The 13,494-nt window shown below is 41.8% G+C and carries 9 protein-coding genes; 2 read left to right on the top strand and 7 right to left on the bottom strand.

All coding sequences use genetic code 11. The features are described 5' to 3' along the window. Positions 1-13: 13 nt before the first annotated feature. The 5 genes from BUF11_RS02730 to BUF11_RS02710 form a co-directional block, all read right to left on the bottom strand. Complete coding sequence (locus BUF11_RS02730) at positions 14-769, bottom strand: endonuclease/exonuclease/phosphatase family protein (RefSeq protein ID WP_073587253.1); 756 nt, start codon at positions 767-769, stop codon at positions 14-16. A 123-nt stretch (positions 770-892) separates the two neighbouring features. Continuing rightward, positions 893-1,918, bottom strand: coding sequence for a LacI family DNA-binding transcriptional regulator (locus BUF11_RS02725; RefSeq protein ID WP_073587252.1), 1,026 nt, complete (start codon positions 1,916-1,918; stop codon positions 893-895). Between the two features lie 226 nt (positions 1,919-2,144). Continuing rightward, positions 2,145-3,692, bottom strand: coding sequence for a DUF3502 domain-containing protein (locus BUF11_RS02720; RefSeq protein ID WP_073587251.1), 1,548 nt, complete (start codon positions 3,690-3,692; stop codon positions 2,145-2,147). A gap of 72 nt (positions 3,693-3,764) precedes the next feature. After that, on the bottom strand, positions 3,765-4,673 hold the full coding sequence (locus tag BUF11_RS02715; RefSeq protein ID WP_073587250.1) for a carbohydrate ABC transporter permease: 909 nt from the start codon (positions 4,671-4,673) through the stop codon (positions 3,765-3,767). 21 nt (positions 4,674-4,694) lie between these two features. Next, a complete protein-coding gene (locus BUF11_RS02710; RefSeq protein WP_073587249.1) occupies positions 4,695-5,630 on the bottom strand; it encodes an ABC transporter permease in 936 nt (311 codons plus the stop codon). A 410-nt stretch (positions 5,631-6,040) separates the two neighbouring features. Between BUF11_RS02710 and BUF11_RS02705 the strand changes: the two genes are divergently transcribed. Next, a complete protein-coding gene (locus BUF11_RS02705; protein ID WP_073587248.1) occupies positions 6,041-9,391 on the top strand; it encodes a GH36-type glycosyl hydrolase domain-containing protein in 3,351 nt (1,116 codons plus the stop codon). A 20-nt stretch (positions 9,392-9,411) separates the two neighbouring features. Further along, on the top strand, positions 9,412-12,015 hold the full coding sequence (locus BUF11_RS02700; protein WP_139243245.1) for a glycoside hydrolase family 3 N-terminal domain-containing protein: 2,604 nt from the start codon (positions 9,412-9,414) through the stop codon (positions 12,013-12,015). A 125-nt stretch (positions 12,016-12,140) separates the two neighbouring features. Here BUF11_RS02700 and BUF11_RS02695 read toward each other — a convergent pair whose 3' ends face one another. Next, positions 12,141-12,842: a carbon-nitrogen hydrolase family protein gene (locus tag BUF11_RS02695; RefSeq protein WP_073587246.1), complete on the bottom strand. Its 702-nt coding sequence runs from the start codon at positions 12,840-12,842 to the stop codon at positions 12,141-12,143. Positions 12,843-12,878: 36 nt separating this feature from the next. Continuing rightward, positions 12,879-13,355, bottom strand: a complete 477-nt coding sequence (locus BUF11_RS02690; RefSeq protein ID WP_084558409.1) for a GNAT family N-acetyltransferase — start codon at positions 13,353-13,355, stop codon at positions 12,879-12,881. Positions 13,356-13,494: the final 139 nt, after the last annotated feature.

Raw genomic sequence — 13,494 nt, 5'->3', positions numbered from 1 at the left:
CTTTATACTATCTTTAAAACTCTAAGACGGCGCTTACAGGATAATGGTCTGACAAATAGATATTGTCTTCACAATCAGTCCATTTACTCACTTTTTTGCAGGAAAAATTCTTATCCGCTATAATATAATCAATCTTTTCAAATTCTTTTAATGTTCCAAAGTCGTGAAATGTTCCGTCAAGTTCCTTTGTACAGTCATACAGCTCCTGATAATCCTCCAAAACAGCAAGCTCTTCTGATTCCGGAAAAGCATTGAAATCCCCGGTTATAATAACAGGTATCTTTCCTAAAAAGTCTGCCTGTGATATTTTCTTAAGTATTAATGATAAGCCTTGCTTTCTGGCATCACTTCCGATATGGTCCAGATGAGTATTATAAACACGGAATACCTTGCCGGTCTCTAACTCCTGAAAATAAATACAAGTGCAGGTTCTCGGACACTCACTTTGGTTTGTGTACCGGCTTCCCGGTATCTCCGGTGTGTCAGACAGCCAGAAGACTTCCATTTTTACTATATTATATTTGTCCTTACGGTAGGCAACACTTGTCTCTTCGCCTTCAAGATTGCTCTCCCTGCCGCAGCCGACAAGATAATAATCCGTTAAATTTCCCTTTAACCACAGGGCAACATGGGGCAAAACCTCTTGAAAGCATAAAATATCCGGCTGCTCTGAATTGATTTTCTTTAATATCAGATCTTTTCTGAATTTAAAATTATTGGCACCATCCTGCCCGTAATCACATCGAATATTAAAGGTTACTATTTGCATCTTTCTCTGTCTCCATTTCTGCGAATATTTTTTGCATATAATACCAGTTCTGCTATTCGCCACACGCTATATTTTAAACCCTTTCTTCCCAATAGACAAGCCAATACAGTAAGCAGCAGGCACTTATTTATGAACCGCTGTGCATGAGCCTCTTTTTAATAAAGAAGATTCAAATACCATGTGCCTGGTTTCTCCGCCCTGAAGCATATCAAAGAGCAGTTCTACACTGGATAATGCCATTTGCTCTGCAGGCTGGGAGATTGTATCAATGGAAGGGTGATAGAATTCAGCTTCTTCAATGCCGTCAAAGCCTATAAGGGATATATTCTCCGGAATCTTAAGTCCGCTGGTAAGAATTGCTTTGGCAGCTCCGATAGCAACGATATCCGCAAAGGCAAAGACTGCTGTCATATCCTTATTCTGTGCTAAAAGCTGCTTCATCATTTTAAAGCCGAAATCATATCCGGATAAGGAGGAGAATTCTGATGCTACCAGGGCGGAATCAAAGGGAATACTATATTGCTCTAATGCCCTTAGATATCCTTTATATCTTAAAGAGTTCGGAGTCATTTCGTCTATCGGTGCATTCATGATGAAGCCAATCCGCCTGTGTCCCAGAGAAATCAAGTATTCCACTGCCTTAAATGCTTCAAGTTCATCATTGATACGGACACTGGAGTAGCTTTCTGATGATACTTCCTCTCCTGCTGATATGGTAAGAAATACACAGGGAATCTTTAAGCAGCTAAACTTTGAGGCAGTATAGTTATAGGACCCTCCCATAATGATAACTCCCTGAAGGTTCCTGTCCTTTGCCTCCGAAATCGCAATATCTAATTCATTCTGAAGATTCGTGACATTTTGTATAATCAGCTGATACCCTCTTAAAGCAACCTTTTGCTCTATTACCTTTATCATTTTCTGAAAGAAGGGGTTAGTTATTGATTTTACCAGCAGTGCCACACTTTTGGATTGGCTGGATTTTAAATTTCTGGCACTGTTATTGGGAACATAGTTATATTCCCTCACCACAGACATGACCTTTTCTCTTGTTTTGGGGCTTACCGGTCCTGAATTATTTATAACCCTGGATACTGTTGTTATGCCAACTCCTGAAAGCTTTGCAATCTCTTTAATCGTTACTTCCATATGCCTCATCCTATACTCATTATTTGTCTTAAACTTGATATAGATTCCCCTGCTTTATACATAATTACTAATTATACTACAACATTTCTATCTTTGCATTAACAAAACAGGCAAAATCCATTCCTATTATATAATAACAGGAAATTGGCAGGAATTATTTCCTTATCACAACTTCTGCTGATAAGGCTAAGCCTCCCTGCCATTTTCCATTATTTATATTTTGTTATTATTTGGAAGCGTTAAATGCTGTCCATTGGTCATTAACTTCCTTTACAACATTGTCAATTCCGGCAGTCTTTAACTGTTTCCTGTATTCTGCTACTGCTGCCTTCGGATCCTGTGTGGTCTTGCCTAAAAGGATCTGGATACCAAGCTGTGAATTTACATTGGAAATAGCGGAAAGCTCCGTATTTACTTTGCTGCTGTCAAAGCTGAAACCTACAAAAGGATTATCAATAGCAACCTTGGACCATGCATCATTCAAAGTATAACGACGGGGATCCTCTGTAAGCTGCGGAATATTCAGAGCATCGGTACGGAATGCCCATGATGCAAATCCGCCGGCATCTTTCTTCTCATCATAGGTAGCCGGCCTGGTAACCTTGCCATCCTTCAGTTCATATTGTCTGCCTTCAATACCATACTGGAATAAATCATAACACTCTTTGTCTGTCATAAGCTTCTCAATTACCTGCAGGCATCTGTCCGGATATTTGGAATTTGCGCTGATACCGGTAGCATTGTTAACTCCGCTGGCTCTTACAATCTTGCCGTTTGCTTCAGGGAAGCAGTAGAATTCAGATTCTACTCCGGGCAATTTCTGCTCCTGAGTACCAAAGCTTCCTGTCCAGTCCGGCTGGTGGGAAATGTAACCTGCAGATAAGCCATTGTAGAAGTTATCCTTGTCATCCTGTGATGAGGAAAGGATATCCGTTGACCAGTAACCCTTTTCCTCCCATTCATGCATCTTCACTGCAAATGCTTCGAACTCATCTGTAAAAGCTGGTGCAAAAATCTTACTGATATCGTCTTTATCAGCCGCCAGATATAATTCACTTTCAGAAATTCCGGGTGCATTAATCCACCCTCCTGTTGTTCCAATAAATGTTCTGTAAAGGTCATTTGATAAATTGGATTTGCCGTTTAAGGGTACCTGTCCGTCAGCAACTGCTGCGTCCATGTATTTTTCCATATCTGCGATGGAACTTATACTTGACACTCCATATTTATCCATCAAATCCTTACGGGATACAAAGCCATAGGAAGTATACTCGGAATAGTCGGTAGGCACTCCATAGATTTTTCCGTCTACCTTCACACTGTCCCACTGATTGGCTAATGCTGTCTTAAGTGTGGGTGCATTTTTATCAAGTAAATCTGTGATATCAGCCAAAGCGCCCTGTTTTACTAAGGTAGCATAGGGAACATTTGCAGTGGCTGCTATATATGCCATATCAAACTTTTCGCCCGATGACCACATCAGAGGATATTTTGTTGCAATATCACCCCAGTCAATATATTTTACTTCGATGGTAGTATTAATGCTTGCCTTTAACTTTTCATTGAGCTTGGCAAGTATATCCTTATTGGCAACTCCTTCGCTGCCGTATAAGTAAAGAACCAAATTTACTTCCTTGGAATTATCTGTCCCACCATTTGTTGCCGTTCCTGCCCCATCATCCTTTGTGCCGGAATTGTTACTGTTCTTGCTGCATCCGGCAAGCATTCCGACTGACAAAATTACCACTAATAACAATGCAATAACTCTCTTCATGTTATTCCTCCTTAAATTATAAAAATTTTATAATAAGCTGTTATACAGCGTATTACCGTTAATAATTGCTTATCAGCCCTTTACTGCGCCTATAGTCATACCACTGACAAAATACTTTTGCACAAAAGGATATACTAATATAATCGGCCCGATTGCTACCACTGCAGTCGCCATTTTAATCGATTCACTGGGTAAGTCCCCTGTGTTAATAGTAAGTCCCTGCTGGATTAACAAGGATATATTTGCCTGACTCACGATTTTTTGCAGAAAATACTGCAACGGAATCTTATTCTGGGACTGGATATATAGCATGGCATTATACCATTCATTCCAGTAGCCAAGAGTCAGGAACAAACCAATGGTTGCCAGAGAAGGTTTTGATAAAGGCATATATATTTTCCAGTAAATTTTGAAATCACCGGCACCGTCAATAGCTGCGGATTCATATAGGGAATCCGGTATGGATTTCATAAAGTTCCTCATCAGAAAGATGGACCAGGGACTCATTAGTCCCGGAAATATCAAGGCCCAGATATTATCCTTTAACCCCAGGCCATTAACCATCAGAATATAGGTCGGAATCAAGCCCCCGCTGAACAGGGTTGTAAAATAGATGAAAAAGGAAATCTGGTTTCTGTATTTAAAATCCTTTCTGCAAAGCACATAACCGCCCATTGACATGAGCAGCAGTCCAAGAAGGGTCCCTGCTACCGCAAGGGTTATGGTTATTTTATAGGCATTCAAAAGATTGGTTATATGACTGCCAAGGAATTCGTATGCGCTGAAACTGATATGCTTCGGTATCAGCTTATAACCCTCCTGCAATATTTCCTTCTCACTCATAAACGAGGAAGATACCAGGAGCAGGAAGGGAAATAAGCATATTAACGTAAATATGGTAACCAGGGTATAAAAAACACTCTTCATGATTTTTTCATCCCTGCCCATTACTTTCCTGCCTTTTATATTGTCTTCTTTCATAATAAATTAACCCCTTTTCTCCTAAAATAATGCGCTCTCGGGCTCTATCTTCTTTACAATTGCATTCACCGTCAGAACAAGAATCAACCCAAATATCGACTGGTAGAAGCCAACTGCCGCACCCTGTGAAAAGTTAAACTGACTGACAAGGCTCCGGAATACAAACGTGTCAATAATATCTGTCTGAGGATAGAGAATAGAATTGCTGCCTATCAGGTTAAAAAACAGATCAAAGGAACCTTTTAATATACCGCCGAGTCCAAAAAGGAAAAGCAATATGATGGTACTCTTTAACAAAGGCATAGTCAGATATTTTATCTTTTGCATGGGAGAAGCTCCGTCAAGGGCCGCCGCTTCATAAATTTCCGCGTCAATTCCGGTTATCGTTGCAAGATAGACTATCATACCGTAACCTGTCTGGTTCCAAATCTTGAAAAATACAATAATGTATTTCCAAATTCCCTGGTCGGAATAAAAATCATGTTTGGGAAACCCCAAAGTGGTGAATAATGTATTAATAAAACCATGGTCATAATTAAAGATGTTATATGCAAAAAAACCTACAATAACCATTGAAATGAAATACGGCAATAAAATAACGGATTGAGATATCTTTTTAAACCATTTACTGCCCAATTCAGAAAGCATAATGGCAAACGCCACCTGAAACAAGTTACATAAAACCAGGAAGGCAAGGTTGTAAAGAAGCGTATTCTTTGTTATCCTCCACAAGTCACCTGTTTTTGCCAGGAATTCAAAATTTTTAAGTCCTACAAAAGGACTTCCGAATATACCCTTGCCAATGCTGTAATCTACAAAAGCGATATACGCCCCCGGCATCGGTATATAAGCAAAAACAAAAAAGTAAACCAAAATTGGCATAATCATTAAGAACAAAATACGCTTACGCTTTACTTCGCGAAAAAAGTTCTTAAAATGGATTGTTAATTTTCCCATATAAAATCCACCCTTCACTTCATTTTTTAGATATACTAACTATTATATCCAATGTTTCAATTGAAAAACCATCACCATTTGTTATTTTCTTTCATGGAATCGTTTCCATTTTTCAATCAAATTGTGATTTATGTGTAGATTATATTATCCCCCGACGGATTTGTCAAATGATTTTTTATCTTTTTTAGATATTTTTTTGATTAATCTTTTGACATTTGTTGCATACTTTCCTTAATATGTCGTAAAAAATAGACAAATCACTTGTAAAAAACGATACTTTTCATTGACATTTGCAATATGCGAGGATATAATGTTCTCAATAATCTCAAAAAGTGGTATCGTTTTCAGTAGTAATACAAACCATTTTCACAACTGATTCACTTACCATTTTACAGAAAGGACTTCGTGCTATGAACCTATCAGATAACTTAATTGAATTAAAGCAGGGCAAAACAAGCTATTGCTTCCTGCTCACCGGTGATATTTTTGAGTTCAATCATAACGGTATCATGCTGAACGGATTTCATGGAAATCCAAAGGATGGCTCTCCTAATAACATATATCTTAGAATATACAAAGAGAATTCCGTCATTGTACATCCCCTTTTAGGAATCCGTTCTCATTCCATTTTAAAAAAAGGTAACAATTCCCTTCTTTATACCGGTAAAGCCGGAGATGTCTCCTATGAGATAGTTTTTTACGCCGTAGAGGGATTATGGTTCTGGGATATTACCCTGAACGGAAAGGGAGAGACTGTGGATTTGCTCTACGGTCAGGATATCGGCGTAGCTTCCCGTGGCGGCGTACTTACCAATGAATTATATGCAGCCCAGTATTTAGGACACAGTGTATTCGAAACTGAAAACGGTTATACCATATGCTCCAGACAAAACCAGGACCAGGGCGGCGTATTTCCTTACCTTAGACAGGGAAGCCTGGGCGTTAAAGTTATCCATTATTCTACGGATGGCATGCAGTTTTTTAAGACCTCCTACAAGGATACGGATACTCCCGCTGCTCTCACAGAGAATTTGCCGGATATCAACTATCAGTTTGAATTCTCCTATACCGCTCTTCAAACAGAGAAATTCAGGCTGGATACTGTTAAAAGGACTGCTTTTTATGGTCTTGCAAGAGACAATCATCCTAAGGCAATTAACTTCCTGGAATTTGAAGATGAAATAAATATTGCCTATGAAGCTCTTAAAGAGGAAGAATATATCACCTGTCCTGCCGTAATTCTGAAAGCAGACTTCGGAACTGCCTATTCCTCTCCTGCTCTCCGGAAAGAGGATATCTTTACCCTGTTTCCAGAGAGGATTCTGGAGGAATACGATAATGATACACTGCTCTCCTTTTTTACGAAGGACCACAGCCATATTGTAACCAAGGAAAAGGAACTGCGTACAGAACGTCCCCACGGCACCATCTTTATCAGCTGCCCGGGTGCCCTTACGGAAGATACCGCAAGCGGAACCTTTACGGATACCCAGGGTGTTATTGCAAGTACCGCTTACATGTACGGCTTATTCAACGGTCAGACAGTCCTTGGAAATACATCTTTTCACAAGCTTTTGTCCACCTCGAGAGGCCTCTTAAACATTCAGAAGAACTGCGGACAGCACTTGTATGTAAAGCTCAAAGACTCTTATCGCCTGCTGACACTTCCCGCGCTCTTTGAAATGGGAATGAACTATGCAAGATGGTATTACGTTCTGGAAGATGACCTCTTAAGGGTTAGTTCTTATACCGCCGCCCATAAACCTTTCAATATCTTGGAAGTTACCAGCCTTAAGGATAAGAAATACGACTTTATCCTGACAAACCAACTGGTACTTGGAGAAAATGAACACACAAAGGATATAACTTACACAGAACTTCCCGGCGGTTTGCGTTTTACACATATTTCAAAAGAATACCCGGACCTTTACTATGACATGCTCTTTACCGACGCTGACTGGCAGGCAAGTGATGACAGGATATTCTTTGAAGACGGGCTTTCAAGGGATAACAGCTTCTTGACCATTACCCTAAAAGAAACTGGTGATTTCAAGTGTATTATCGCAGGTTCTCTTACCGGTGAAGAAACAAAAAACTCCCTTATCTTTGATTTTGAGGAAGAAAAGGCTGCTGCGCTTAAATATTACCGCCAGTTAAATAAAGGTTTCGAGCTTCACACGGACAACCAGGAGCAAAGTACCCGCATAGACATATTAAACCAGACTGCCTGGTGGTATACCCATAATGCCATGATTCATTTTGCCTCCCCCCACGGACTGGAACAGCCCGGAGGAGCAGCCTGGGGAACCAGGGATGTATGCCAGGGACCGATGGAATACTTTCTTATGACCCAGAATTATGAACTGGCAGGCAAGGTACTCTTAAATATCTTCTCCCACCAGTACCATTCCACCGGCGAATGGTCCCAGTGGTTTATGTTCGACCGCTATGCAATGGATGCCGGTGAGTGTCACGGTGATGTAGTATTTTGGCCCCTTAAGTGTATTGGGGATTATCTGGAAGCCTCCGGAGATTATGGACTCTTAAAGAAGGAAATTCCTTATACCGATGAAAAGAACCTCAAAGACACCTTGCTCCTTCATATCAAAAGGGCCTTTGAAGCAATAATGGAACGATTTATCGGAGATACCGGTTTAATCACCTATGCCGGCGGAGACTGGGATGATACCTTGCAGCCTGTGGACCCTAAGATGCGTGAACACCTTGTAAGCTCCTGGACAGTAGCCCTTGCCTATCAGACATTAAGGCGCCTTGGAATGGCTCTAAAGGATACGGATAAAGAATTTTCCGAAAAGCTTACGGAAAGGTCTGAAAAGATTGCAGAGGATTTTAAATCCCTGTTAATAAAGGACAGCATCATACCGGGTTTTGCACTTTATGATAACAAAGAGATAAAATACATGCTTCATCCCGTGGATACCGAGACCGGAATACAGTACCGCCTCCTTCCCATGACCCGCAGTATTATAGCGGAGCTTGTCTCCCCAGAGCAGGCAAAATGCAACATGCAGACGATTAAAGACAACTTGAAATTCCCCGATGGGGTTCATCTCATGAATCGCCCTGCCCGCTACAACGGCGGAGTGAGTAAGCTCTTTAAGAGAGCCGAGCAGGCAGCCAATGTAGGAAGAGAAATCAGCCTTTTATATATCCATGCCCACATCCGTTATCTGGAGGCATGTGCAAAGATCGGTGACGGTAATACCGCCTGGGACAGCTTATTTACCATTAACCCTATCTTAATCCAACGTTCCGTCCCTACTGCCTGCCTAAGGCAGAGCAACATGTATTTTAGCAGCTCTGACGGAAGTTTCACGGACCGCTATGATTTTGCAGAGAATTTTGATAAATTAAAAAGCGGAGAGCTCCCCGTAAAAGCAGGTTGGAGACTTTATTCCAGCGGCCCGGGAATCTATTTGAACCAGTTGATTTCCAATATATTAGGAATCCGCTTCCTGCCGGATTCCCTGATAATTGACCCTGTACTTTCCGACAGCCTTGACGGATTAAAGCTTACCTTTCATTGCTTTGATAAAGAATTGCTCTTCTGCTATCATTTAAATAAGAACAGCGAAGAAGGACATGAAAGTCATACTGGCAGAATTGCCGTAAACATTGACGGTACTCCTGTTTCAGGTGAGAGCCTTTTAAATCCTTACCGTGAAGGCGGCTTAAAAATAGACAAAGAACTTCTAAAGAATGTTTCCAACCAAATTGATATCTTTGTAAGGCTCCCCTAAAGGGGAGTTCCTTACCGGATTTGATATTCAAGAAAGGAGTTACTATGTATACCTATGAATCAAGGGAAAACAGACTGCTTCTGGCAAAAAAGCTGGCTGCCGAAGGAATCGTATTGCTTAAAAACAAGAATTCCCTCCTCCCCTTAACCCCCGGTGCCCCCATTGCAGTCTTCGGGCGGGCACAGCTTGATACTCTTATAGGCGGAAGCGGCTCCGGTGCCACCTCGTCTGATGAAACCACTCTGATAACGGATGAACTTTTAAAAACCGGTCTTCTGCCCGATGAAAAGCTTGAAACCTTTTACCGGAATGCCCTGAATGCCGAACGACAGGCTGCTCCTGACCCCGAGGAAGAACGTGCGAAATTTACAGAGCTGCTTAACAGCGGTCTGATTTATGAAATCTTTGGAAAATACAAAGCTCCTGCCGCGGAATTTTCAGTTCCTGATGAACTGATTACCGCCATCCCCTCCTCCCATACCGCCTTTTTTATTCTGGGACGCGGTTCCGGCGGAGAGGAATGTGACCGCCGCATAAAGGATGACTACTATCTGACTGAATCAGAAAAGGAACTGCTTCACAAGATTGCCTTACATTTCAACCAGGTTGTAGTAGTGTTAAACACCAATGGCTTTGTTGATTTAAGTCTTATACAGTCCTACTCTTCCATCCATTCTATCCTGTTTCTCGGTACCGCAGGAGAACAGGCCGCTGCCGCACTTGCGGACATGGTCATTGGTAAAACAACTCCAAGCGGCAAGCTTTCCTCCACCATGGCTTATTCCTATGAAGAGTACCCTTCTTCCGATCTCTTTTTTACCGATAAGGATAGGCCGGAAACCATTCTGACTTATGAAGATTTCGGATTATCCTCTGCCGATAACCGCAGCACCGGCTTTGCAAAAAGTCCCGTTGCTTTCTACAAAGAAGGAATCTATGTAGGTTACCGTTATTTTGATACCTTTAACATTCCTGTTATGTATCCTTTTGGTTATGGCCTGTCCTATGCCAATTTTCGCATAGAATTTACCCATGCCTTAAGAGAAGGTGCAAACTTTCAGCTGACTGTAAAGGTCACCAATGAAAGCCGCCTTTATTCCGGTAAGGAAGTGACAGAGCTCTATGTCAGCGCACCTTCTCTTCGCCTGGAAAAGCCCTATCAGGAACTCCTTACTTATTCAAAGACCAGGGAACTGGCTCCGGGGGAGACCGAAGAACTCACTCTTACCTTCCCCTTAAAGGAACTGGCAAGCTATGACGAAGTCTCTGCTTCTTATATCATAGAAGAGGGTTCCTACTATCTCCGTCTTGGCAACTCTTCCAGAAATACACAGATTATCGGTAAGATACAAATTGCCGAAACTATTGTTACAGACCGATTAAAAAACAGGCTGGCATTATCCCCTGCCAATAAGGGCAAGCTTGAATTCTTAAGTAATAAGCATTCCCTTTCCTATTTCTATCCGGGAGAAGAAGCTGAAAAGCAAAAGGCTCCCAGCCTCTTAACCCTGCTGCAAAAGGATTTTGATACCACTAATATACCAAGTACAGATACGGATACAGGCATGCCCTCCCCTTCAAAGGAAAGAGCTTCCGTGTCAGATTCTATGCAGCCGGTAACGTTAAAAGATGTAAGAGATGGCCTTCTTACTCTGGAAGAACTGGTTGACAGATTAACCGTCAAAGAACTGGCAGTATTATTAAACGGCTACGGTCCGGGACTTCCCTTTGGCGGTATGGAAGGGAAATACCCTTCCACCATCCAGTATGAAGACGGTATGGACATTGGTGTTTCCACTCATCCTACGGGTTTTGTGGGTTATATATCACCGGCTTTTACAAAGTACGGCATCCCTTCCGTCTTTTATAAGGACGGCCCCGCTGGTGTGCAGATGACTGCCTGGCCTACGGGAATTTCCATGGCCTGCACCTTTAACAGGGAACTCTTAAAAGAATTTGGCATTGCCTGCGCCACAGAAGCCGCCAGTCTAAACGTAGACAGCTGGCTGGCACCTGGAATCAACCTCCAGAGAAATCCTATCGGAGGCCGAAATTTTGAATATTATTCCGAAGACCCAAGACATACCGGTTTCCTCGGCCTGTCCATAGCCCTTGGTGCCGAAGAAGCAGGCATCACCACCTGTCCGAAGCACTTTGCCCTTAATGAACAGGAGACTTACCGCAGAGGAAGTACCAAGAATTCCTTTGACGCCCTGGACTCCATTGTAGAGGAACGGGCCGCCAGAGAGCTTTACTTAAAGCCCTTTGAAATGGTCATCAGAAACAGCAAGGTCTCTACCCTTATGACCTCCTTTAATAAAATCAACGGTATATTTGCTGCCGGCAACCGTGACCTCTGCGAAGGCATCCTAAGAGAGGAATGGAACTATAAAGGCATTGTCGTAACGGACTGGGGAGACATGGATATCGTAGTAGACGGCGCCGATGCCATTGCTGCCGGAAATGATGTTATCATGCCTGGCGGACCGCCGGTCATTGACCAGGTTCTAAAGGGGTATGAAGAAGGACATGTAACTCTGGAAGATTTAAAAAAATCCGCCCTGCGCTTCCTGACCTTTGTTATGAACAGTAACAGCTGTAGAAAATACTGGGAAGAACATTAAGAAAACATGTAATCAGGCGCTGCTAACTATTTTTTATAAAAGAAAAAGGGGTGTACTGCAAACTTAATTGCAGCACACCCCTTTATTTATTCTCCAGTTCCATAAACAAATACATAGGAACGGGTTCATTCACATAATTTTGTAAAACGCTCAGGCAGACGGTCTGAAAAATACGAATGCTCCCTTTTGTAACTTTCCTCAACATCAATATGAAGGCTTACACTGCCATACTCATTCTTTTTCTGTATAATCGTTTCACCTCTTGGCGAAAAGGCAAATGCTAAGGGAATTTCACCGGCATAATGGGAGCATCCAAGCACATAAACTTCATTCTCAATGGCTCTTGCTTTTGCCAGTGTCGTCCATTGGCCATACTGCAGCTCATGATACATCCCGGTACCGATTAAGTTAATAAGCATAAAAGGAGATTCCAAAGCCATAATCCTCGCCACCTCCGGGAAATGTATCTCATAACAGATGGGTATCCCGATTTTGCCGTATTTCGTCTCAATACAATAGATACTCTCTCCGGAGACCCGCCCTTTATCCCGTTCACTTTTTGTCAGTATATTCTTTTTATACTCGCCGGTTATAACCCCTTTGTCAATTACTAAAGCAGTTTGATACGATTCTTCCATGCGGGTATCTCTTAATCCTGCTATAACATATTTGCCTGCTTCTTTTATTACTTTAAGTGCTTCCGGTAAATGCTCAGTCTCTAAAAATCCTTCCGGAAAGACATAGATATCCGCTTTTTCCTGCAAGAACCTGCCAAGTTCCTTGATATCTTCACCCTTTTGCGGTACCACAAGCGATACCTTAATCATGAGTTCTCCCACCCCTTTATATTCTATTGAATTAAATTATATCTCACGCTTATAATAGATGCATGTGCTACCTTTATGGCTTTTTATAAACCCTAATGCCTGATGGGCCAACTGACTTACCTGATTATGCAGTTCCACATCACTTGCTATTTCAGTACACTTATTCTCCAATGCCCACTTTTTTGCAGTCTCTACCAGACCCTTTCCAACTCCCCTTCTCCTTAAATCTTCATCCACATACCAGCCTTCGATAAATGCCACCGGTTTTGTACTGCAAAAATGCAACTCGGGATAAACCGTTATTTCGATGAACCCTCCAAGGCTTCCATCCTCTCTGACAGCGGCAAAAACCGTCCAGGATAGTTCATTTTTATAAAAAGGAATGTTTTCTAATATTTTCAGCATTTCATCGTATAATTCTCTTTCTTCATGCCTTGGCCATAGGGTATGCCGCATTCTATGGTATTCCTCTATTTGCATGTCATCCTTTTTAAGCATTCTATATTGTATCATGATATCCTCCAATCCGTTCTAAATCTCCGGCATATACTGTCTGCCATACTGCACTTTGGCAATTTCTCTGAATATTTTTTTAGCACAATGGGAAACAGCTTCCATAGCTCCTTAATAATGTCCAATTTATCCCATCATA

The organism is Anaerocolumna xylanovorans DSM 12503 (genome assembly GCF_900143645.1).
In the GTDB taxonomy this organism is placed as follows: domain Bacteria; phylum Bacillota; class Clostridia; order Lachnospirales; family Lachnospiraceae; genus Anaerocolumna; species Anaerocolumna xylanovorans.
The sequence above is the reverse complement of the archived record's forward strand: the minus strand, read 5'-3'. Positions and strand labels throughout refer to the sequence as shown.